This is a genomic window from Methanorbis furvi (assembly GCF_032714615.1).
In the GTDB taxonomy this organism is placed as follows: domain Archaea; phylum Halobacteriota; class Methanomicrobia; order Methanomicrobiales; family Methanocorpusculaceae; genus Methanocorpusculum; species Methanocorpusculum furvi.
In genome coordinates this window covers 98,332-119,782 of sequence record NZ_JAWDKA010000006.1, presented here as the reverse complement: position 1 = coordinate 119,782, position 21,451 = coordinate 98,332, and the positions used below count along the sequence as shown (strand labels likewise).

The following is a 21,451-nucleotide window of genomic DNA, read 5'->3' as shown; positions in this document are numbered from 1 at the left end:
TATGGTCACAGTCGAAAAACATCTGCCGCAACCGGAATTTTTACCAATGACACCGGCAGAGCTCAAAAACTGCGGCATTGACCGTCCGGATGTAATCCTGATCTCAGGCGACGCCTACGTAGATCACCCCTCCTTCGCCGCCGCACTCCTCGGGCGTGCACTCTGGGACGCAGGATTCACCGTAGGTATCATCACCCAGCCTGAGTGGAGGGATAGAGACTATAAACACTTCACCAAACTCGGCAGACCAAAACTTTTCTTCGCCGTCGTACCCGGAGCGGTTGACCCAATGGTCAACGCATACACCCCTGCTCTCAAGAAAAGATCACAGGACTCCTACTCACCGGGCGGAAAACTGAACAGGCCCGAGCGGACAACAATCGTCTACACCAACGCAATCCACAAGATGTACCCGCAGATGCCGATCGTGATTGGCGGCATCGAAGCAAGTATGCGCAGATTCGCCCATTACGACTACTGGAGCGACAGCGTACGACAGGGAATACTTGCCGACGCACCGGCATCGCTTCTTGTCTACGGCATGGGAGAACTTGCCCTGATCGAGATCGCAAATAAACTGCGCGCGAGAACTCCGGTAAAAGAGATCAGGGATGTCCCGGGAACCTGCTGGACGATGAGTGTTGGCGAGTACCGGAAAAATCCGATGGAGGATGCGGTGATCCTTCCGGCATACCCAAACGTTACCAACCGGGAAATTTACGGCAAATCATTTGCCAGTTTCTATCAGGAGACGAAAAAACCGATTGTCCAGCAGCACCCGAAAACCGTCATCGTTGCAAACACCCCCATGCGGCCGATGACAACAGAAGAGCTGGACCATCTCTATGAACTGCCGTTCACCCGCAAACAGCACCCGATCTACAAAGAGAAAATTCCCGCACTTGAACCGGTTCAGTTTTCCCTTGTCACCCATCGCGGATGCTTCGGCAACTGTTCGTTCTGCGCAATCACGCATCATCAGGGAAGAATAATTACCTCCAGAAGCGAGGAGTCACTGATCCGGGAAGCGAAACGGATGATCAAAATGCCGGAGTTCCGGGGAACCATTCAGGATGTCGGCGGTCCTACGGCGAATATGTATGCGGCCATCTGTCAAAAGTGGGAAGAAGAAGGACCCTGCCGCAACAAACAGTGTACCTCCTGCAAAGAGCGTGAAAGTGGAGCAGAGAGCCATATCTCCCTTCTGCGAAATCTTCGGGAACTGCCGGGCGTAAAACATGTGTTCATCAGTTCCGGAATCCGGTATGATCTCATACCCCCTGACCCCAAAGGCGACAAATATCTTACCGAGATCATGCGGTATCACATCTCAGGTCACATGAAGATTGCACCCGAACACATCGCCTCCAAGGTTACGGAGCTGATGCACAAACCAACCAAGTTCAAGTTCGATGTCTTCATCAATCACTTTGAACAGGTCCGGGACAAACTGGAGAAAAAAACCGGTAAACGCATGTATCTTCTGCCGTATATGATGTCATCGCATCCCGGATGTACCATCAATGATATGATTGAACTTGCCCTGTATCTCCGCGAAAAAAATCTCTATACCGAACAGGTGCAGGATTTTACGCCGGTTCCAATGACTCTTTCAACGGCGATGTACTACAGCGGTCTGAATCCTCTGACAGGATGTAAAGTTCATGTGCCGGTCGGCAATGAAAAGCTGATACAGCGTGCTATACTGCACTGGAAAGATCCATCCAAGTACGATTATGTTGTTTCCGGCCTTGCCAGAGCAGGAAGGAAGGACCTGATCGGTGATCTTGTTCCCAAGTCTGAGGTAAAGAGAAGGCTGAAAAAATAATTTTGGAATGCCGCAAAAAATTTAGTTTCTTTTTTCTAAAAAAGAAACTAAATTTTTTTATGGCATCACACTGCGGTGATTGAAAAATATTCATCACAGCGGTACGTCCCATTTATTTTTTTAATCCGTCGTCTCACACACATCATCCGGTATTTTTCTGGGTTTAAACAGCCATCCCCGATACACGAGCGGCACAACAATAGTTGTCACCAGTGACATTAGCACGATAGCAATGAACACCTCGTTGCCCTGCTGAAGCAGAAGCTCCCTCTGGACAAGATCAGTTGCAGCTGCTGCCATCTCCTGGAAATGCGTCAGCGCAATCAGACCAACAATCATCGCAACCTCGCCGCGCGGCACCATCCCAAAACCAATAATCAGCGAGTCGCGGGTGTTCATGCCAAGGAACTTGGCAGGTAAACCGCAGCCGACAACTTTGGTGATGATGGCAATAACAATCAGCACGATGATGAACCAGATCATCTCGGGCTTCTCGAACAGATACTGCAGATCCACAATGATACCCAGCGATACAAAGAAGATTGCCGCAAAGATGATGTAGAGATACTCGGCACCCAGCTTGATGTCAAGACTGTGCTTCAGACTCACCCGATTCACGCACACACCCGCAAGGAACGCACCGACAATGGCAGACACACCGACAAACTCCGCTGCCATCGCATAGAGGAACGCGATCATCATCGCAAAGATGAACACAAACTCAGGGAACTGTCTCGCAAGTTTGGTCCGGTCCATCCGGGAGATCAGCGGTGGAATGACTTTGATGCCGACAAGGGCAGCAATCACCACAAACCCGATGGACTTGATCACCGTAAACACCACGGCCACCGGCACCAGTTCGCCGGTAGCGCCGAGATCCTTACAGATGGACAACACGATCAGACTCAGCACATCGTCGATGACCGCAGCGCCAATGATCGCTTTTGCGACCGGCTGGTGCAGTTTGCCCATCTCCCGCAAAACATTCGCAGTGATCGCAATACTTGTCGCGGTAAGGGCTGTTCCGATAAATATCGCAGTATAGAAGTCCATGCCGAAGAACATGGATGTCGCATAGCCTCCTATCCAGGGGACAATAACCCCCACAAGGGCTATCACCCCGTACCGCCAGTTGGTGATATCACTAAGCTCGAACTCAAAACCAACAACAAACAAAAGAATAATCGCACCAAGTCCTGCAAGACTTTGGACAAAGTCGGTGTAGGTAATCAGGCCCAGAACGCTCGGGCCGACAATCAGACCAACGATGATCTCACCAATAACTGCGGACTGATGAATGCGTGTTGCCAGGAGATACCCGCCAAGTGCCACGAAGAGCAGAAGACTCATCTGGAACTCGACCGTTGAAGTGATATCCTCCATAGTTATACACTTTCACGTGGGGGCTGAGACGTAAAAAGAATATCGTTTGACCGATATTACTCTTCGCGAACAGAAAATAGCGCGGTGTCGTCCATCGCCTGCATTATTAGAAAAAGTTCGTGCTTAATCTCGTTCATGCGCTGCATGTCAGCAGGGCCGGCAGTTCCTGCCTCGACCTTCTTTTTGAGATCAGTCAGTTCATCGGTGGTGAGATGAGTCCCGGGGACCTCGTCGATGAACAGTTTTTTTCCGTCGGGCCTCGTGATCACAAAGCTCACGGTGCCGGTATTTTCCACGATGATGCGTTCAGGATGATGTTTGGTGTCAAACGTGACCTTCAGTGCGTCAAGCGGACAGCGGGTGGTGTGAGAGACAATTCTGACGTCGTCATACTCCCCTGCCCATTTTGCCACGACCACGGCGATTTTGTAGCCAAGGGCAATACCGGGACAGGTGTGACCGTGAGCTTGTGCCACGGCTTCAAATGCTGGAATCTGTACCATGATGCTGTGGAAAAAAATGGAATGTATCTGTTCAGAGATATTTGTGTGAACGGAGCCAGTCTACCTGCGGGGTAGTGTACCGGTAGACGATATCACATTTGTCGTCCTGGAAGTCCCAGGGAGTGACGACCAGAATGTCGCCCTCGCGGATCCAGACACGTTTCTTGATGGTTCCCTTGATTCTTCCGAGACGCGTTACACCGTCAGAGCAGCGAACACGGATGTGATTGGATCCAAGCATCAGTTCAGCCTGAGCGAACTGTTCCTTTGAACGTTTGTTCGGAAGCCTTACACGGATGATGCTGCCGTCTTCTGCGACGGACTGATTTTTATTTTCAATATAGCCCAGAATATCTACCCCTGTTTGTGGTATATATTAGCCCTGTGATATGATAAACATGCCTGATAGGGTTACTTTGTCCGGAATGTTTGAAAAGTGGCTTGGTTTTGGGGTGTAGATGAAACGCGAAGAACGCGAATAGCACGAATAGCGCGAATGAAAAAATCTCCAATGGCGATTTTTAGGAGTCTATGTACTCTCACAAAAAGATTTAGTCGATTTTTTCTGAATAGGACTTACTCGGTATGAAATAGCATAAGAAAAAGGGATTCTCTGTCCTTGGTTTTATTTGGGGCAACCACGGAACACACGGAATTACACGGAAAAAACATTGACAATTTTTTTTTGAAAAATCGCCATTGGTGATTTTTTTCATTCGCGCTATTCGCGTTCTTCGCGTTTCATCCCAAAGCGAAAACCGCAGCGAAGTATTAATGTATATACACGATATATACAGTATGACGCAGGAGGTACTCGTGAACATCATCATCAGCAATGCAAGTGATAAACCCATTTACGAGCAGATCACCTCGCAGATCAAACGCATGATCATCAGCGGAGAACTGCCTGAAGGGTCAGCTCTTCCCAGCATGCGTCTTCTTGCAAAGGAACTGCGCATCAGTGTCATCACCACCAAACGTGCCTACACTGATCTGGAACGCGACGGATTCATCGAAACAGTCACCGGCAAAGGAAGTTTTGTCGCAGGCTCGAATCTTGAAATCATCAAAGAGGAGCAGATGCGACTCTGCGAAGAACATCTGCAGAAAGCAGTCGACACCGCTCTTCAAAGCGGTATCACCTACGAAGAGCTCACAGAAATGCTCGAGCTGCTTTACAATGGAGAGTAACACATGGAGTATGCAATACAGGTAACAGGTCTCACCAAGGCCTATCAGGACTTTACTCTGGACAAGGTATCCTTTGTTGTGCCGAAAGGCAGCATCATGGGATTCATCGGAGAAAACGGAGCAGGAAAATCAACAACAATCAAAGCAATCCTCAACCTCATCCACCGCGATGCGGGAACCATTGAGATTCTCGGGATGGACCTTGACAGTCAGGAGAAACAGATAAAGGAGAAAATTGGCGTGGTATTTGATGAATGCTGCTTCCACGACAATCTCACTCCAGCTGACATCTCCAAAATACTTGGAAACATCTATCAGAATTGGGACGACCAACTATATCAAACGTATCTCAAAAAGTTCGGACTGCCGGAAAACAAAAAGATCAAGGACTTTTCCCGCGGCATGAAGATGAAGCTCAGCATTGCAGCAGCCTTGGCGCACAAACCTGAACTATTGATCCTTGACGAGGCAACAAGCGGTCTCGATCCGGTCGTCCGCGAAGAAATTCTCGACATATTTCTCGAATTTATTCAGAACGAAAACCATGCAGTGCTGATCTCATCACACATCACGAGCGACCTTGACAAGATTGCCGACTATCTCACGTTTATTCATCACGGCAAAATCGTCTTCTCGGCAGGCCGTGATGAACTGATGGATGACATGGGTATTGTGAAGTGCAGCAGTGACGACCTTGCAAGAATCAGCAAAGAGATGATCATCAGATACCGCAAAAACCAGTTCGGCTGCGAAATACTGATCAAAAACAGAGAGAGTTTTGTCGCAGCACATCCTGAAATGATTCTTGATCCGGTAACGACCGAGTCGATCATGCTGTTTTACTCGCGAGGTGAGGAGATTTGAACGGACTGCTCTACAAAGACCTGACGAACCTCAACTCCACGCTGAAGTATCTAGCACTGATGACACTGGTATTTTCCATCATATTCATTCCCATGGGAAACGAGCTGCCGGTGTTCATCATTCTCGCGATGTCCGGAGCTATGCTGCCGGTTACAGCGATCAACTACGATACGACCGCACGATGGGACAAGTACGCAATAACCCTGCCGCTCACGAGAAAGGAGATTGTAAAAAGCAAGTATCTCCTGATGCTGATGGCAACTGTTGGAGCAGGAGTAATTTGTCTCGCAATTTCCCTGATAATGACCATCCTGATGCCAGGCAAAGGTATCTTCCTTTCAGTAATTGATCCAATCCCGCTGATCGCTTTGTTTGTGGTCTGCGGGCTCTTGCTTGGCAGTACTGTACTGCCGCTGGTGTTCAAGCTCGGTGCGGAAAAGATGCAGTACATCATTCTGATTATTGCTCTGGTGCCGATTATGCTGGCTGTCGGACTGTCGGCTGCGGTGCACTCGATAGGCATTGAGATCAATATGCCGCCTCCCATGGTGCTGATTGTCGCGGCAGCTGTGATAACTGCTGCTGCGGTCTGGGCATCGTACCGGATTTCGGCAGGAATTTACACGAAGAAAGAGTTCTGAGGCGAAAATGATGAACGGGCTGATCCTGAAGGACTGGTTGTATCTGCGAAAGGCATTCCTTATTCTGGGAGGGGCATCGGTTATCATTGCAGGATTTCTGGTGCCGCTTGGGATCGGATGTGTTTCGTATCTGATTATGGCATTTTTTGCGATTTTGATGCCGCTTAATGCTATGACTATGGATACGACCAGCCGTTTTGACCGGTATGCTCTTGCTCTGCCGCGGACGCGACGGGAGATTGTGGCTGCCAGGTATCAGTTCGGTCTTCTCTGTTTCGGGGCTGTCGCCACACTTTGTTTTGCGTCCGCCCTCCTTGCCGAAATTTTTCTGCCGGCAGGTCATGCAGACCTGCTGGGGATTTCTCCGCTTGTGTGGTGGATAGGAATTATGGGGGGAGCGCTGCTGGTGTTTGATGTGACGCTTGCGGTGTTTTACCGGTACCGGATGAACATCGGTGTTTTTGCGATTATTGCTGTTGCGATACTGCCGAATCTTGCAGTGTATGCACCATATATGATGATCCAGCCGATGGTTGGCTGGATTGCTGCTGCGCTCGCAGTTGCCGGTCTTGTCGGGCTGCCGGTGTCATGGCGGGTTTCGCTGGCTGCGTATGAGCGGTGGGATGTGAACTGAGATGATGCGGGGATTGTTTGTGAAGGATTTTCTGATGATGCGAAAAGCGCTGCTTGCTGTGGCGGTGATTGTGGCTGCGGTAATTCTGCTGATGTTTTTCAGCGCAATTGGTTTGTGGATTACGGTATACGGGATACTGATCTTTTTCGGCGCTGCGTTTCCGCTTATTGCAATTAATGAGGATTCAAAGACGAGGTGGAGATTGTATGCGGCAGCTCTGCCAATGACACGAGAGGAGATTGTGCGTGCACGGTTTTTGGAGATGGTTGTGCTGACTGCTGCTGCGGCAGTTTTTGCAACAGCTCTTGCCATGGCCATGATGGTTTTTGGTTTTGAGATTTGGGGAGATATTTTCACGAGTCCGTTTGCCGGGATTTTGATTTTTTCGGGAGCTGCTCTGATCTGTTGTTCGGCCGCTCTTGCCGGAATTTATTATTTTGGGGAGAGGTCAGCTACGTGGATATTTTTGGTGATGCTTGTTCTTCTGACTAACGGGCCGCTGTTCTCTCTGATGTTTTATGTTCTGGCGCTGCATGGAAATCTGTCGGAATTTCTTGGAATGCTGGAATCGTTTTGCTGGGTGCCGATTTTGGTTTCTGTGCCGGTAATTTTTGCATTTTATCTGATATCGGTGAGAAAATACGTGGAGGTTGATCTGTGAATGTGCTACGACCAAAGCGTGTATATTGCATGAGGGATGATTATAACGTATGACAACAAGTGCAGCTAAGAAGGCAGAGATTGTGGCATATCTTGAGCAGGTTGCTGCGATTTTGAAAGAGGGTGATAATGATGTTCTTGAGGTGCGGATTGCGAAGCTTTCCGATGGTATTCACAACTCAAAGGAACTGAATCATCATGAGAAGCAGACTGCCGCAGGCATTCTCACTGTTCGTGACTGGAGTGCTTTGAAGAAGTTTCTGGAAAACATGTAATTTTCTTTTTTTGAAAAAAATAGGAGTTTCACATTGTGTGTACTCTCACAAAAAGATTTAGTCGATTTTTTTCTGAAAAATGTAAGCGGGTTAGTGGTGAGTGGGCATGATGAGAAAAAGAAACCGCATTTGCGTGGATTTGCGGTTTTCTTTTCACACGAGGCCGCACTCACCATTGACTCACTTACTTTTTTCAAAAAAAAAATAGATTTAGATTTTTCTTCTGAGGAAGATTCCCGCCGCAAGCAGACCAACCAGCATACCAACAACAGGTGCAGGAGCCTGGGTCATAGTCGGCGAAATGCCGGCAGGCGAAGTTGTCGCCGCGGATGAAACAGCCGCGGTCGCAGAGGTGGTCTGCTGCTGCATTGCTGCGGCAACTGGCTGCATGGCCGAGTCACTCTTCGGGGAACTTGCTGTGACAGTGCTGCCTGAGATCCACTTCGCATACAACGTCATGTCGCCCGGAAGAGCGTCCTCCTTAAAGATCCAGAGAATGTTCAGCGCTTCATCCTTGTACCAGCCGCCAAAGACGTAACCGTCCTTCGTTGGCGTGCCCGGTTCCGGCACACGGTCACCATAGGAGAGACCGGTTGCCGGCTGTACGAAGCTGCCGCCATTTGTGTCGAAGAGGACACGGAAGGCGTTCTCCATGTTGCCGTCAGAGGAACTGTAAACTGGTGGATTGACTGGTATGCCACTGCCGCCCTGATTGGATATTTTATTACCGGTAAACACTCCGTATCCGGAGAAATTATGTCCGATTACTGTGACTACCCATACATCTCCTTCTTTTACTGCGCTGGAGGGTGTAAGTACTTCCTTCAATACGCCATTTTCACCAAAGTGTGCAATGAGGAATGTGGGACTCTCACCAAGTACTGATGCGGGAATTTTGAAGGTAAGGGTCATGCCGCCACTGGGAATTGCAGCGTTGAAAGCCGCCATATTGCTTGAAGAAGCCTCAACGAGTGCATAGAGTACAATGTTGGTATACTGACCTTTGAGCGAGTTGTCCACATTGGTTATCGTGCTTTCTGGTGGTGAGATGAGTGTTGGAAGTATCTGAGTAATTTTTGCCGGATCGTTAGATGTCAGAGGAACATCTACAGTTACGGTCTTGCCAGTATCCAGCTCTAAATCCTTATAGACCACTTCCATCGACGCAACGGGACCGGATATACCACTCGAAATATCACCGGTTTGAGTTCCGTCGAAGGTGATATTCAACGTTACTCCCTGACCGGCAGACAGGCTCGCTGTGTTGGTTGTAGAATCATAGGTTCCCTCATTCTCGGATAATTTTACAGTGGCTTGACCGTCGCCGGTTGTTGTTACAGTGTCCTTGGCGATACTTGGGGCGACACCTTTGACTACAGCATAGTAGCCCTTCCCATTCATCTGGATTGTGGATGTAGCGTAGCCAGGGGCACAGAACTCAGTCACGTCCTGTAAGTAGAATCCGCCCATGAGGATTCTTACATTACTTGTCTTGTCAGGTGTATTGGATGCACCAGTTACATTGTAGACTGCTTTTTTAGACCCACCATATGTGAACGTTCCGCCAGTGACGCGTACTGTCGTATTTTTACCGTCACCCCCTTTAGGACTATCATCACCGAAGGTGATCATACCCCAAATCGGATCGGCCTCAAAGGTTCCGCCGGAAATATCAGCGAAAAGTCCGGTACCATTTTTATAGTGCTCAAAGACAACAATTCCCTGCTGCGGAACTGCTGTATCGCTGGTATTATCAAGCTTGAAGGTTCCGCCGGTGATATTCAGATAACTTAAACTATCCACTGTACTGCTCGGCTCCTGAATACAGACAACCCGTTTTGCTCCGATGAGTTCTCCTCCAGTTATCGTGATATTGGACCATACAGCAGGTGAGTTTGCAAACGCACGGATGGTAACATATTTTTCAGATCTGAGAGTCCCGCCATTCACTGTGAGATTCACGTTAGAACTTCCAGATAGGCTGTCGATGGCATAGGACATATCTGTCCCTCCCTTATGCACAATGTTTCCTCCCGCAATGGTGAGTGTTCCTCCATTCGAGATAACAGCGGACGCAGAGTTCCAAGCCGCATTGTTTATCGCCATCACCTCCAGTTTTCCGGGTTTGCCGGAACTACTGTCAGTAATTATCAGTGTTCCCAAATTCTGAAGCAGTGCGGTGTTGTCCTTAGATCCATTGGCTCCGCTGTGCATATCCGAAATAGTAGACATAGTGTGTCCGTTCAGATCGAGTGTGACCACATTTTGGATCACCGACATCTCAGTAAGCGTAACATCACTCATCAGCTTATACGTGCCGTCTTTGCTGATCGTAAGCGTGTATCCGCTTGTGTCGTCACCAGTCCACGTTACACCAGACAGATTAACACCCGGAACCAGCGGCATGGTTGTGCCGTCGGCAGGGGCGAGATAACGATGTGTTTTGTCTGCGGATAATATGATTGGAACCCCACCACCCGAGTGGATATTCGTATTTGTTGATATCTGAGGTATCGATGTTAATTCCGCAAAATAGTCCGCGAATCTCACGAGGCTGATATCAACAATGTAACCTGACGTGTTCTTAATCTGATTTCCAGTGATGGAAGGGATCATATTATCGTACATCGTGACAGGTATGAAGACTTTTGGCTCTGTCTTAGTAATATTCATCGGATAAATATGGACGGCTGTTGGCAGATTAGCTCCGAAGATATTGTTGGTGATATTTCTGTACGAGTACACAGCACCCGTGCTCTCATTGTCAGTCACCACAATTCTGATACCAGCGAAACTACCTGAATCAAGGGAAAAGTTATTGTTAGTGATGATATAATTTCCGACAATCTGATTGAGACCATAGGTGAAATTACCGATAATGGTATTATTGGTAAAAGTGAGCAAACCAGTACGTTGAACTTTGTAGTTACCAGCATAAACGGTCCACGCCGTCTTGGTTGTCTCGGAGCGGAAAATGTTGTTTCGAATGATGTGGGTTCCACCAGCATTCAAAGAGGCTGCATCGAAAATGTATTTGCTCTCACCAATATTTCCTTTCAGGTCAACCGTACAATTTTCCATAACAAAATCGTTTGCATACGCCGCAATAACTGCTCCATACAGTGATTTATCACTCACAACAATACTGAAATTTTTGAGAGTCACATCGGTCGCACCAGAAGCTATGTCCAGCCCACGAGCCATCGAATTAGCCTCAGTCTCATTATGGCAATAAAGCACCGAAGGATAGAAATCGTCCGCACCAATAGCTCCTTCACCAGTGATTATCAGATCTTTGCGTTTTATCTCTATCTGCTCAGCCACCAAATTAGAGTCGATAGTTTGGACGCCACCGGAATAATGATCCCCAGCTTTGAGAACAATCTTCGTGATTTCGGAGGTCGCCGCATTGGCAGCCTTCACAGCATCATTCAGCGTAGTATAATTGTTCCCAGGATCAGTCACCAAAGAATTTTCCACATACGCAACACCATCAATTGGTTCCGCCGCACTCACAGCTCCCGCCATAAGCACACAGCTGCAAATCAATACCAAAATCGTCAGCCCGACCCTACGCCTGAACTTCGTTCCAGCCGTAGAACTATCCGTATCTAAACTCGTAAGTCGCATAATATCAGCACACATCGGAAAAGCAGATCAGCCAGAAATAACTATCCCACGCCCCCGAGAGATAACCATAACATTAGCACTCCCACCTATATCAACATATCCGAACAGAACAAAAAATAATGAAAAAATAAAAAATATACAAAAAACATAAAGGAAATACCTAGGGAATACCGCACAAAATAAAACCCGAACTGCTCAGAACACCCGCAGCCACAAAACAACCCTAACCAAATCCCGCAAACCAAAAACAAACAAAAAATCGGAAAATCTGAAGCCGTAATTATACCATCAAAATACATCAAAAAAACTCTTTGAAAAAAAAATAATTTATTTTCTTACTCGCATGCCGCTCCTGCATCATGCCCGGTTTCCCCGGTAAACAGGGTCACACTCGCATGAAGGTCGAACGCAGCGGATGATGAGAGTACTCACTCTCTTCTTCTGAGGAAGATTCCCGCCGCAAGCAGACCGACCAGCATACCAAGTACCGGAGCGGGTGCCTGAGTCATCCGCCCCGCTTCGATTCTAATGTGGGCAGCTCCCGCCCGAAACGGGCGGAGCAGCCCACAGAATCAAACCGGCTCGGATTCACTCGCCTGCGGCTCGAACGCAGCGGATGATGAGAGTACTCACTCTCTCCTTCTGAGGAAGATTCCCGCCGCAAGCAGACCGACCAGCATACCAAGTACCGGAGCGGGTGCCTGTGTCATAGTCGGCGAAATGCCGGCAGGTGTTGTCGGAGACGACGCTGTGCTCTGCGTTGAAGAGGTGGTCTGCTGCTGCATTGCTGCGGCGACCGGCTGTGTGGCTGAGTCACTCTTCGGGGAAGTGGCTGTGACAGTGCTGCCCGAGATCCATTTCGCATACAACGTCATGTCGCCCGGAAGAGCATCTTCTTTGAAGATCCAGAGAATGTTCATCGCCTCATCCTTGTACCAGCCGCCAAAGACATAACCGTCCTTCGTTGGCGTGCCCGGTTCCGGCACACGGTCACCATAGGAGAGGCCGGTTGCCGGCTGTACGAAGCTGCCGCCATTTGTGTCGAAGAGGACGCGGAAGGCGTCCTCCATGTTGCCGTCAGAGGAGCTGGATGAGGGAACAGGCTGGGGTCCCGGGTTCGGACCTGGACTTGCAGTAGATCCGGCCATAACATAGTTCGAGAAGGATTTTCCTTTCAACGTGACACGGAAGTAGTTTCCGTCATCGGTTGGACTGATATCGCCAAGAGGAACTTCCTCAACCAAATCTCCTTTGATGTGATATCCTTTGATCTTCGGACTCTTACTGCCGCCCATCTGATCAATCCAGGATTTTGGAACGATGAAGGTTACTTCAATGGTATATCCGGACTTGCTGAGATTGTAATTGATCTGGTCCAGATCGCCTTCAGCAGTGATCATGGCAGCGGCAGCGTATCCTGCAGGAATTTTTCCTGCGACTGTGGTGTTAAAGGCAGGGTTAATTGTTGGCAGTATGGTGGTTACATTCTCCAGACTCAGGTTCAGCTGATACTTCACACTGGTCGGCATTTTGTCTCCAGATGCCGGAGGAACAGCCTGAGATTCCTTGTAGGCAACGACAACTTCGGTTACATTTCCTTCCACAGAGGCATGAGTCCCTGTTGTTTGGGGTTCCTTGAAGAACACTATCATCGTTGTACCGGAGGACGTATCCTCGATAACAGCGATGTTTGGATTGCCTGCAGGAACTTCAATCGGACTGCCGCCAGCAAGGGATGTTATAACAGTCTCGCCATTCTCTTTCTTCGTTGGTTCTGCGATCGGAATATGCGGCTCTGCCTTTTCGTACACTGTGATGATAACAGACGTCGTGACCTGACTACCACCCACATCGGCAGTTGCCGTTACCGTGGCATTGCCGACTTTTAGCGGAGTGTAGGACACAGAAGATCCGGAAGTTCCGGACAGTGTGATAACGCCTGTAGGTTCGACAGTCCATACCGCATTGGTTGCCAGAGTTCCGTCGCTGAACGTGGCAGTAAGGAGTGTGGGAGCGCTGTTTTTGTTTTCAACGGACAAATTGCCGGTGATCTTGATTGTTCCGGTCGGAGTTCCCACGCTGACGAGTGGGGCAAGGTCAGCGACCGGAAGCCCTGCGGCTTTTGCCTCAGCGGCGTTGGCATAGGTCAGGTAGCCGGTGGTGCTCTTTTTGACAGAGGACCATGTTCCCCACCAGTTGCCTGAAAGATAATTTCCACCTTTGATGTTCTTACCATCTGTCGGCGTGATATTAAATTTCAAATCCGTATAGACAAGGAAATTTTCTTTATTGGAGTTATTGACAATAATATCTTTACCGGTGCCTATACCAGAGAAGTCATTATTGTAAATCGTACCTTTCAGAGTAATGGACTGAATGCTGGATTCATTGTCTGCATCAACAAGATATGCAGCGCCTTTCACTGTGTTGTTGTCCATCTTCAGAATGATAGTGGGTGCTGTGTCCGGGTTCAGATAGAAGACGGTTCCATATCCTCCGCCGACGAGCGTCATGCCGTTCAAGCCTTTGTAATTCGTATTCACTGTCTTTACTTTGGTTGAAAGGTCAAAGGTGTTGTTCGTGACCGTAAGGGTAATCGTAGAACCACTCGTGCCATCGAATGAAATTCCACTGTTCCGGGTAGCGTCAGATGCACCATGATCACTAACGATTAAATTGTCTGTGATGAGGGTATCAGTTACCCCATGAATCAACCGAACTCCGGCACTGCTTGAAGTAGTCCTATAATATATTGAACCATCTACCGTCTTTGTCTTTGGTTCAGCAAGTGATTTTCCTGGGTACAGTCTGTTGTTTATCACCTTGCATTCATCTTTGTGTACAAAAATACACTGACTGCTGCTGTTCACAGAGTTAGCTGCATAAAGGACACAGCTTTCCACGGTAGTGTTCTCTGCATAAAGATTCACCACTGCAGTTCCGTCTGTCTCCGTAACCGCACTGGCATCAATAATACTGTTTTTCAGAATACCATTTTTGGCGTTGGCACCAAACTGAACAATACCCCAGGTATTGAGTTTTCCATTAGGGGTAACTGCAGTGATATTGAGATTTTCAAGAACTACATTTTCTTTCGAAACCAAAAACGGAACATTGTACGAATCAGCTATTGTTGTTTTCAGCGTAAGCGGAACATTGGCACCGTCAATGCGGACGTATTTTGCGTCGATTGAGATTCGATCAAAGATGAATGACGTTGTAATCTGATAATTTTTTGGTGAGCCGGCAGTACCAGAGGCAGCATCACTAAGAGTCAGATTCCAGCTACCGTTGCCATTATCGGTCCACGCAACGCCCGGAAGAGTTGTGCCCGGAGTCAGAGGTATCGTTGTACTCAGGCTGCTCTTATTAATCGTCCCATCATTATTCAGAGCAGTATAGTAAGGAAGTACAGATGTTCTGTCTGGATATGAGGCTGCATTGCCACCAAAGATACCATCCCCGGTAGGATTTTTTGCAACTCCCCCCGCTGTTCCCCAGAAATTATTTGGAGCAGCGAATGAGGTGGGTTTATACAACGGAGTCTTAACAGGGTCAAAGTAGATCAATGTAGAACCGAGCAGGATACTATCTCGAATCAACACATCACCACCAGTATTACGCAAAAATACTGTACCACTTTTATCAAGAGAGGAGGAAAGAGTACTGTTGTCGATCGTGATATTTTTGGATGTACGAACCGCGTATTCTCTTGAGCTAATATTCGAATCAGAAATAATGACATTTATCCCTTGATTTTCTGCAATATTAATGCCTCCTTCCCCCGTCCCGGAAATCTCAGAGGATATAACGGTCAGACCTTCACCGTAGAAAGAAATACCAGTGAATCCTCCCGTAAACGTTGAAGAAATAACGGTGACATTCTTAGGTCCAGAGCCTGAGAGCGACAGAATACCGTATGTTAGATTTTTGGTATCCTGCCCTACTGTGTGGTTACCCAGAAAAGTACAATTTTCAACGAGGACGTTGTGTCCATAGCGCGTCGCATCAGTGCCACCAGTAGCACCGAAAACAATCGAACCAGACAGGTTGCTCAGGACCACACTACCATTCTTGCTATCACTTGAAATCGTTTTTCCGTACTCAGGGGCAGAGAGATTGAAGGTAATATTTTTGAAAGCTAAGGTTTCCGGTCCAAAATTTTTGTTGGATCCACCATTAATAAAGATCTGACTTCGCACATCTACTGTGCCTGGCCCATCACCAACAAGAATCAGATTCTGATACTTGGTTTGATTTATCATGATGTAATTCAATCCGCTAGTCCTGAAGTTGTACTCACCCCCTGACATGTGTATAGTGTACGTCACAGAAGATGCAGATGCAGCATTATAAATCGTCGTCAGGGCATCTTGAAGATTCGTAGGATCACTTTCAGTTTCACCACCACCCTTACCATCCGGACTAACCCAGTAATCCGTATCCCCCGCACTCACAGCTCCCGCCATCAGCACACAGCAGAAAACAAGCATCAAAACAGTCAGCACAACCCTACGCCTGAGCTTCGTTCCAGCCGTAGAACTATCCATATCGAAACAAATAAATCGCATAATATCAGCACACACCCGCGGGAGCGAGGCCGAAACAAATCGGTAAAACTATCCATCGCCCCCGGGAGATAACCATAACATTAGCACCCCCACCTATATCAACATATCCAAACAGACCAAAAAATATCCAAAAAATAAAAAAATATCCGCAAAAACACAAAAGAAATACCTAAGGAATACCACACAAAACAAAAGAACACCATCCGGCAACAAAACAAACCCGCAAAAATCACACCAAACCAAAAACAACTCCAACAAAACAGAAATCACCAAAAATGTTGCCGATGTTGCCGCAAAAACAGTACTCTCCTATCAACCAAACCATAACCAGAACCAACAATACTCAACCATCGGCAACACAAAAAAACAAAACCCAAAAACATCACCAAACAAAAAACAAACCCCGCACAAAAGAAAAAAATGTTGCCGCACCATCCGGCAACAAACTCACTCATCACGCAGACGCCAGCCAACCAGAACATTACTCTCCAGCCTCCCGGAAACCCGCATCCGCCTCTGCACCTCGACCCCTCGCAGCCGAAGCCCGGAATACAGCTCAGACGCACTCACATTCCTCCGCAGACCACGCCCGCCCCGTGACTCATGCATCCCCTGCTCATCCCCGAACTCCCACGAATACCAGCGCTCAAACACCACACGCCCCGGAGTCCGTGCCCCCTCCTCTGGAACCAGACACACCCGCACAAACTCCCCGAGACTATCCTGACCCGCAATCACAGTTCGCGAATCCCCCGTAATCCTCGGACACAGAGACGCCCAGAACCCTGCCTTACTCTCCGCGTCCACATACTCCTGAGCGCCCGCAACCAGCTTCGCAAACAGCCAGCGGTTCCCCTCAGGAGTTGCCAGCCGCTCAAGCAGCCCCTCATCCTGCATCTCCACAGGAACATCCAGATCAAACGGAACGCACACCTCCCGCCGCATCATCCCCCGCCCGCCGGTAGAAAACATCGGCAGCGAATTTGTCACAAACACCAGCGTCCCGTTCACCCGATACTCAGCCTCGCCCCGGTAAATCGCATTCAGCACCACATTCGCATCTCCCGTCAGCCGCTTCACCAGATCATCATTCAGCACGCCGCCACCAGCCTCACTCACCACCAGCAGCCGCCGATGCACATGACTCGCAAGACTTGTCTCACGCTGCGAAGAAGAGTTCACAAACAGCTCCCGGGCAGATACTCGTCCCGCAAGCTCCCCGAGCGCACGCATCACCCACTCAATCAGAACCCCTTTCCCGTTCCCGCCCGAGCCGTGAAACACAAAAAACTTCTGAGAGGGATTCCCGAGCAGCAGACAGTACCCGAGAATTTTGAACACATCCCGCACCCAGTCCGGGTCGCCGCACGAAATCTCAGCAAAAAACTTCTCCCCTTCAGGAAAATCTGCGGGCGCGTCCGCAAAGCTGGTCGCAGCCCGGCTCCGCACAAACAGACTCGGCCCGTAGGGAACCTTACTTACGCATCCATCCTCTCCAAACTCAACCACACAATCAGCCGCAGGAATCCCCATCACCTGATCGAACGGACTCACACTCCGCACCCGAAAATCAGTAACGCGCGACAGAAGATCAGACTTCATATCCCGCACCGGCCCGGTATAGCCGGACGCGTCCACCAGCCGCTGAATCTCAGACTCAACTGTTCGCGCATTCTCCGCATACAGACCAGTCTCCGCATCATACACAAACAGCTTGCCGCCAACCGTAACCGGCCGGAACAGCTCGCACAGATACTGCGAAAACGACAGAGACCGCACGCGGCAGCGTCCAAGATCATCAGCATAGAAAATGTCCGCGCGCAGCTCGCCGAGCCGCAGCGTGTTCTTCGGAAGAGCAAGGGGATCGCTCTCAACGATACAAACCTCAGCAGAAGACTCTGCCGGGCAAATCGGACCCGCAAAAGATGCAAGGTCCACATCCTGATATTCGGAGTTGATGTTCATTTGATTTCCTGTAATACATTTGTATTCCATAAGTATTAAATGTATTTACTGTCATACATAGTACCGAGTAGCATACCATCATGACATCAGAACCTCTCGGTGGAAAACCCGAAAAAAAACTCATCTCCCTTCGTCTCCCCCTTCCCCTTCTCGAAGAGATCGACACCTTTGCCTGGAAACACCGAACCGACCGCTCAGATATTATTGAAAAATCCTGCCGTCACTACATCACCGCAGTCCCCTGTACCGAATGCGGCACCCTCAACCCCCAGTCCGGCAAAAAATGCGCACTCTGTGGTGCGCGGCTCGTCCGTCCCGACCAGTGGGTCGAAAAACTCCGAACTGATACCGACGAACTCATCTTCCGCCAGAGACAGCTCTGCGACGTTGAAACCAGACTCGAATCCTCCATCTTCAGCCTCGAAGAACTCGAAGAAGAAATCTCCGCCGAACAAAAACCCTTCCTCAAATTTCATATCGGCGACAGTTACCTCACCCTCAAAGAAATTCAGAAAGCCCTCATCCTCAGCGGAACCGCCGACCTCTCCAAAGACATCCGCGAAGCAGAAGCCCTTCTTGAGGACCCTGACCAGTCCCTTCTTCCTGACATGATCGGCAGAATCTCGCACAGACTCGCCGAACTCGAGTACCTCGAAGGTCGTGCCGAGCATACCATCGAAAGCAACGCTGAGCTTACCCGCAAACTCACCGCCGACTAATCATGCCCAGAACCATCTCACCCCCCAAAACTCCCAAAGATTCCCTTCACCGGCAGGGTTACAACTTCATCGCCGCAGGATCTTCGGCAGCCGTCAAACCCTGCATGTGGTGTAAACGCGCGCTTCGCGGCGGAGAGCAGTGTTACAAACATCAGTTCTACGGAATCGAGAGCTGGCGGTGCGTCCAGATGACACCAACCCTTCGCTGCAACCAGCGATGCCTCTTCTGCTGGCGAAGCATGGAGCACGAAATCACCGAAGAGGTCGAACTCGACCCCAAAGAAATCATCGACGCCATCCCCCGCGTCCAGAGAAAAGGACTCTCCGGCGACAAGCCATGGAGCGATCCTGACCGCTGGGAAACGGCCACCAGCCACCCGAATCAGTACGCGATATCCCTTTCCGGTGAGCCGACGCTCTACTCCCGTCTCCCCGAACTGATCGATCTGCTTCGCGAGGCAGGCAACAGCGTTTTCCTTGTCTCAAACGGCACCGTTCCGGAAATGATTCAAAAAGTCCGGCCCAGCCAGCTCTACCTCTCGCTTGACGCAGCAGACGCCAACAGCTACGCCGAGCTCTGCCGGCCCGCAGGAGATCCCACAATAATGTGGGGAAACATTCAGAGATCCCTCGGCATGCTCAGGCAGAAGGAGGAGGAAGGCGTGCGGACCGCGGTTCGCACCACGCTCGTCAAAGGATACAATGACGGCAGCGGCGCTGCCTGCGGCATCGCCGCACTCATCAAGGATGCCGCGCCCAACTTCGTCGAGATCAAGGGATACATGTATCTTGGATACAGTCGAACCAGATTACCAGAAACTGCCGTGCCACAAATGGACGAAATCCGATCCTTTGCGGCCCGCGTTGCAGAGCATGCAGAGTACCAGATACTGGACGAAAACGCACCCAGCCGGGTGGTATGTCTTGTGAGAAAACCATGAAATTCGATATTGAAGAGTTCAGACAGCGCAGAAAGACCGACTTTGAAGGAGCCTGGCACGCCGGCCCCTCAGTTATCACGCCGCCCGCGGCCGCGGGAGTGTATCCGCGCTACGCATACCGCAGAGCAAAAGTTCACCCGATCTTTGACACCATCGCACGCCTTCGTGCGGCCTATCTCTCGATGGGTTTTGATGAGGCGATGGTTCCGGTATTCATCGACGAGCAGGATGTGTACCGCCAGTTCGGTCCGGAAGCCGCCGCGGTTCTCGACCGCGTCTATTATGTCGGCGGTCTGCCAAGACCAAACGTGGGGATTTCCCGCGAGCGGCTTGATGCAATCGCGGCAATTACCGGAACGCCTGTTGACACGGCAACTGAAGAGAAGCTGATGAAGTGTCTGCACGGTTACAAGAAGGGCAAGTTCGACGGCGATGATCTGACGCACGAGATGTCAGTCGCGCTGAAAGTGGACGACGGTGTGGTCGTCCACATTCTGGATTCGGTGTTCCCTGAGTTCAAGGAACTCGCGCCCGAGTCGTCGCGGACGACGCTGCGCTCGCACATGACGAGCGGCTGGTTTTTGTCGCTTGCCCAGATGTGGGACAAGCGGCCGATGCCGATCCGGATGTTTTCGGTTGACCGCTGTTTCCGCCGCGAGCAGGAGGAGGACGCAACGCATCTGCGGACGTATCACTCTGCGTCCTGTATTGTTGCGGGCGAGGATGTGACGGTTGATGAAGGTAAGGCGGTCGCAGAAGCTCTCCTTTCGGCGTTCGGGTTTACGGAGTTCCGGTTCCAGCCTGATGAGAAGCGGTCGAAGTATTATATGCCGGAAACACAGACCGAGGTTTACGGCAAGCATCCGGTTCACGGCTGGGTTGAGGTGGCGACGTTTGGTATTTACTCGCCCGCGGCTCTTGCCGAGTACGGGGTCGGTGTGCCGGTGATGAATCTTGGTATGGGTGTTGAGCGGCTGGCGATGGTGCTGACTGAGGCCGAGGATGTGCGCAGGCTTTCGTTTGCGCAGCTGTTCCCGCCGGTGTACTCGGATACGGAGCTTGCGAAGGCGGTTGGTCTTCGCGAGGAGCCAAAAACGATTGAAGGCCGCCGCGCGGTCACTGCAATTATTGCGGCAGCCACACCAAACGCAGCAGTGAAGTCTCCGTGCGAATTTTCGGCATGGACCGGCGAGCTGTACGACAAGAAGGTTGAGATCACCGTAAGCGAGCTGGAAGAAAACTCGAATCTTCTTGGTCCTGCGGCGCTGAATGAGGTGTTTGTGCGCAATGGTGCGATTCTTGGCGTGCCGGATAATGAGAAGTTCGCGGATGTACGGGCTGAAGGTATCCCGACCGGAATTTCGTTCCTGTATGCGGTGGCAAATCTTGCAGTCGCCCGTATCGAAGAGGCTGCCCGCCTCGGCGAGGAGACGAGTGTGCAGGTGAAGATGTCCAAGCACCCGAGTGACGTGAATCTCAAAATCGAGGAGTATGCGATGCGGTATATTACGGATAATAAGAGAAAGCTGGATCTCCGCGGCCCGGTGTTCATGACGGTTTCGTCGAAGATTGTGGAATAATATTTTTTTTGAAACGCGAATAACGCGAATAAAAAATCGCCAATGGCGATTTTTCAAAAAAAAGAA

Annotated in this window: 16 protein-coding genes; 10 read left to right on the top strand and 6 right to left on the bottom strand. The window is 49.8% G+C overall.

Going from position 1 to position 21,451, the window contains the following annotated elements:
* Positions 1-46: 46 nt before the first annotated feature.
* Positions 47-1,828, top strand: a complete 1,782-nt coding sequence (locus McpAg1_RS06605; RefSeq protein ID WP_338094508.1) for a YgiQ family radical SAM protein — start codon at positions 47-49, stop codon at positions 1,826-1,828.
* A gap of 120 nt (positions 1,829-1,948) precedes the next feature.
* On the opposite strand, the gene McpAg1_RS06600 is transcribed toward McpAg1_RS06605, so the two are convergent.
* From McpAg1_RS06600 to eif1A, 3 genes are read right to left on the bottom strand one after another with little or no spacing between them, the layout of a single operon-like run.
* Positions 1,949-3,211 (bottom strand): cation:proton antiporter, encoded by a 1,263-nt coding sequence (locus tag McpAg1_RS06600; RefSeq protein ID WP_338094507.1) that lies wholly within the window; start codon positions 3,209-3,211, stop codon positions 1,949-1,951.
* Between the two features lie 56 nt (positions 3,212-3,267).
* Positions 3,268-3,714 (bottom strand): formylmethanofuran dehydrogenase subunit E family protein, encoded by a 447-nt coding sequence (locus McpAg1_RS06595; protein ID WP_338094506.1) that lies wholly within the window; start codon positions 3,712-3,714, stop codon positions 3,268-3,270.
* 31 nt (positions 3,715-3,745) lie between these two features.
* Positions 3,746-4,063: a translation initiation factor eIF-1A gene (eif1A, locus tag McpAg1_RS06590; protein WP_338094541.1), complete on the bottom strand. Its 318-nt coding sequence runs from the start codon at positions 4,061-4,063 to the stop codon at positions 3,746-3,748.
* Positions 4,064-4,512: 449 nt separating this feature from the next.
* On the opposite strand from eif1A, the gene McpAg1_RS06585 reads away from it, so the two are divergent.
* From McpAg1_RS06585 to McpAg1_RS06560, 6 genes are read left to right on the top strand one after another with little or no spacing between them, the layout of a single operon-like run.
* On the top strand, positions 4,513-4,905 hold the full coding sequence (locus tag McpAg1_RS06585; RefSeq protein ID WP_338094505.1) for a GntR family transcriptional regulator: 393 nt from the start codon (positions 4,513-4,515) through the stop codon (positions 4,903-4,905).
* 3 nt (positions 4,906-4,908) lie between these two features.
* Entirely contained in the window at positions 4,909-5,769 is an 861-nt protein-coding gene (locus tag McpAg1_RS06580; protein ID WP_338094504.1) for an ABC transporter ATP-binding protein, read from the top strand.
* Entirely contained in the window at positions 5,766-6,410 is a 645-nt protein-coding gene (locus tag McpAg1_RS06575; protein WP_338094503.1) for an ABC-2 transporter permease, read from the top strand. The genes McpAg1_RS06580 and McpAg1_RS06575 overlap by 4 nt, the downstream gene beginning before the upstream one ends.
* Positions 6,411-6,420: 10 nt before the next feature.
* Complete coding sequence (locus McpAg1_RS06570; protein WP_338094502.1) at positions 6,421-7,044, top strand: ABC-2 transporter permease; 624 nt, start codon at positions 6,421-6,423, stop codon at positions 7,042-7,044.
* A gap of 1 nt (position 7,045) precedes the next feature.
* Positions 7,046-7,705: an ABC-2 transporter permease gene (locus McpAg1_RS06565; protein ID WP_338094501.1), complete on the top strand. Its 660-nt coding sequence runs from the start codon at positions 7,046-7,048 to the stop codon at positions 7,703-7,705.
* 49 nt (positions 7,706-7,754) lie between these two features.
* Complete coding sequence (locus McpAg1_RS06560; protein WP_338094500.1) at positions 7,755-7,979, top strand: hypothetical protein; 225 nt, start codon at positions 7,755-7,757, stop codon at positions 7,977-7,979.
* A gap of 210 nt (positions 7,980-8,189) precedes the next feature.
* Here the strand turns inward: McpAg1_RS06560 and McpAg1_RS06555 are convergent, their stop codons facing one another.
* The 3 genes from McpAg1_RS06555 to McpAg1_RS06545 form a co-directional block, all read right to left on the bottom strand.
* On the bottom strand, positions 8,190-11,507 hold the full coding sequence (locus McpAg1_RS06555; RefSeq protein WP_338094499.1) for an InlB B-repeat-containing protein: 3,318 nt from the start codon (positions 11,505-11,507) through the stop codon (positions 8,190-8,192).
* A 731-nt stretch (positions 11,508-12,238) separates the two neighbouring features.
* Positions 12,239-15,214 carry an InlB B-repeat-containing protein gene (locus McpAg1_RS06550; protein ID WP_338094498.1) on the bottom strand — a complete coding sequence of 992 codons (2,976 nt, stop codon included), beginning with the start codon at positions 15,212-15,214 and terminating at the stop codon, positions 12,239-12,241.
* Between the two features lie 1,413 nt (positions 15,215-16,627).
* Positions 16,628-18,145, bottom strand: a complete 1,518-nt coding sequence (locus McpAg1_RS06545; RefSeq protein ID WP_338094497.1) for a DUF5906 domain-containing protein — start codon at positions 18,143-18,145, stop codon at positions 16,628-16,630.
* Between the two features lie 80 nt (positions 18,146-18,225).
* Here McpAg1_RS06545 and McpAg1_RS06540 point away from each other — a divergent pair, with 80 nt between their 5' ends.
* The 3 genes from McpAg1_RS06540 to sepS are packed head-to-tail and all read left to right on the top strand — an operon-like array spanning position 18,226 to position 21,385.
* A complete protein-coding gene (locus McpAg1_RS06540) occupies positions 18,226-18,864 on the top strand; it encodes a hypothetical protein (RefSeq protein WP_338094496.1) in 639 nt (212 codons plus the stop codon).
* Positions 18,865-18,866: 2 nt separating this feature from the next.
* Positions 18,867-19,805: a 4-demethylwyosine synthase TYW1 gene (twy1, locus tag McpAg1_RS06535; protein WP_338094495.1), complete on the top strand. Its 939-nt coding sequence runs from the start codon at positions 18,867-18,869 to the stop codon at positions 19,803-19,805.
* A complete protein-coding gene (gene sepS, locus McpAg1_RS06530) occupies positions 19,802-21,385 on the top strand; it encodes an O-phosphoserine--tRNA ligase (protein ID WP_338094494.1) in 1,584 nt (527 codons plus the stop codon). The genes twy1 and sepS overlap by 4 nt, the downstream gene beginning before the upstream one ends.
* The last annotated feature ends 66 nt before the right edge of the window (positions 21,386-21,451 follow it).